The following is a 2,515-nucleotide window of genomic DNA, read 5'->3' on the forward strand; positions in this document are numbered from 1 at the left end:
GAACGGAATGCCCAGCATCAGGCTGCCCAGCGCAAAGCCGGCGAGGCTCGGGCTCCAGAGGCTGGCTGCGATGCCCAGGGCCTGCAAGAAGTAGCAGCCGGCCAGCAGCAGGCGGAAGTCCTTGCCCGGCGGCAGGCGTGTTGCCAGCAACGCCCCCACCATGACGCCCAGGCCGAAGATAGGCCAGAACATGTCCAGCCAGGCTGAGCCCGGCAGCGCCGCACGCGCGATCACAGGCAAAAAGGTGGCGGTGATGATGTAGCCAAAACCGGCGAGGCCATAGGCCAGCGTCAACAGCGTCATTTCAGCGTTGCCGTGCTGCGGAACGGCTTCGCCGGGCTGAACAGCAACACGCGGCGCCAGTGCGACGAGGCGCTCGTCACCGCCGCGCAAGATGTGCCACACCAAGGCGGCCAGCACAAACGCCAGCACGCCGAAAATCATCCAGCCCGTCGCGGCCGTCCAGTGCCAGGCCACCATGCCTGTGGCAAACAGGCCGCTCACCACAATGCCGGCGCCCGGGCCCACATAGATAATGCCGCCCATCGCGGGAACGCCGCGTTTGRCAAGCTGCGAGAGGCACCAGCCCGAAGTGAAGACAAACACCACCGCACTGGTCACGCCCGCGGCAAAGCGCAGAAACGGCCACGCAGCCGGGACATGCCAGCCCATGGCCAGCGTGAGCACGCCCGTGGCAACCAGGCCCGCGCGCACCAGCGACGAATAGGCCAGCGAGGGCAGCCCTTTGAAGCGTGCCCACAGCCAGGGCTGCAGCGTGCAAAGAATCGCTCCCAGCATGTAGCCGAAGTAGTTGGCGCTGGCCAGCCAGCTGGCGGTCGGCAAATCGACCACGCCGTCGTTGAGCATCATGGGCAGCAGCGGGGTGAAGGCAAAGCGCCCAAGGCCCATGGCTACCGCCAGCGCCACCAGCCCTGCCAGGGCGATGGGCCAGGGACTGTGTGATGCGGGACTCGTCTGTTCGCTTGGCGTCATCGCCATAAATGCTTCTCCATGCTGGGGCGCGTATGCGTTGTGTTGAGCTGTGTGTGGGCTTGCCGAATAGCCTACTCGAATGCCGCGAACGATTCATTCAGCCTGTCGATATAGCGGGCCCTGGCAGAGGCGTCGATAAAACTGGCCTCAAAGCTGTTGCGCGCCAGCGCATAGGCATGCTGCGCATTCAGCCCCGCTGCGGCAAAAGTATGCGTGARATTGTCATTCATGTAGCCGCCGAAATAGGCCGGGTCGTCTGAATTGACCGTGGCCACCAGCCCGGCATCGAGCAGTTCGCGCAGGTTGTGGCTGGCAAGGTCGGGGAAGACGCAGAGCTTCAGGTTGGAGAGCGGGCACACGGTCAGCGGAATCCGGTCCTGGGCCAGGCGCCGCATCAGCGATGCGTCGCGGCTGGAGCGCACGCCGTGGTCCACACGCTCAACCTTGAGCACATCGAGCGCTGTCCAGACATACTCCGGTGGGCCTTCCTCACCGGCATGAGCGACCAGATGAAAGCCCAGTTCACGGCAGCGCGCAAACACGCGGGCGAATTTTTCAGGCGGATTGCCGACCTCGCCGGAATCGAGCCCGATGCCGATGAACTTGTCGCGATAAGGCAAGGCCTGCTCCAGCGTTTCAAACGCCTCTTCCTCGCTGAGGTGGCGCAGGAAACACAGGATCAGCGAAGCGCTGACGCCGAATTGAGCCTGTGCATCCACGCAGGCGCGATGCAGCCCGTTGATGACGGTTTCCATGCTGACGCCGCGTGCCGTATGCGTCTGCGGGTCAAAGAACATTTCGGTGTGCACCACGTTGTCGTCGGCGGCCTTGCGCAGATACGCCTCGGCCATGTCGTAAAAGTCCTGCTCGGTGATGAGCACACTGGCGCCGGCGTAATAGATGTCCAGAAAGCTCTGCAGGTTGGTGAAGGCATAGGCGCTGCGCAGTTCTTCAACGCTGGCGTAGGGAATCTGCACGCCGTTGCGGCCAGCCAGTGAAAAAATCAATTCGGGCTCAAGCGAGCCTTCAATGTGCATGTGAAGCTCGGCCTTGGGCATGCTGGCCAGCAGCGCGGGCAGGCGATCTGCAGCGACGGGTTTTACCTTGAATTTCTCAGGCGACATTTCAGCTCCAGGAATAAAAAAGCTGCCCGAAGGCAGCTTTGAAACTACGTTGCGAGCGCTCCGGCCCAAGGCGTTTGCCTCAGGCACGGCGCTCTGTCCATTATCCTCAGTTGCCGGGAACCTTGCCTTCGACACCCTTGACGTACGTCTTCAGGCCGCCGAGAAATTTGTCGTCCGCCACCACATCCTTGGCCAGCAACTCTTTGCCGGTGTTGTCGGTGATGGGGCCTTTCCAGATCGAGAAGCTGCCGTCCTTCAGGCCGGCCTTGACTTCGTCGATGCGTTTTTTGGTGTCGTCCGGCACGTCGGCTGCAATCGACACAATGTCAATGGCGCCTTCCTTGACGCCCCACCACGAAGCCGTGTTGCCGGTCCACTTGCCTTCAAGCGCCTCACCC

At 62.6% G+C, this 2,515-nt stretch carries 2 protein-coding genes and 1 pseudogene; all 3 read right to left on the minus strand.

The window, feature by feature from the left end; all coding sequences use genetic code 11:
• On the minus strand, nt 1-999 hold a 999-nt coding region (locus AC1D0Z_RS19485; protein ID WP_477659830.1), incomplete at its 3' end, for a YbfB/YjiJ family MFS transporter.
• 65 nt (nt 1,000-1,064) lie between these two features.
• Nucleotides 1,065-2,117 (minus strand): adenosine deaminase, encoded by a 1,053-nt coding sequence (locus tag AC1D0Z_RS19490; protein ID WP_477659831.1) that lies wholly within the window; start codon nt 2,115-2,117, stop codon nt 1,065-1,067.
• A gap of 106 nt (nt 2,118-2,223) precedes the next feature.
• A pseudogene (locus AC1D0Z_RS19495) lies at nt 2,224-2,515 on the minus strand (BMP family ABC transporter substrate-binding protein); the annotation flags it as partial.

This window comes from Polaromonas sp. P1_E3 (genome assembly GCF_056405935.1).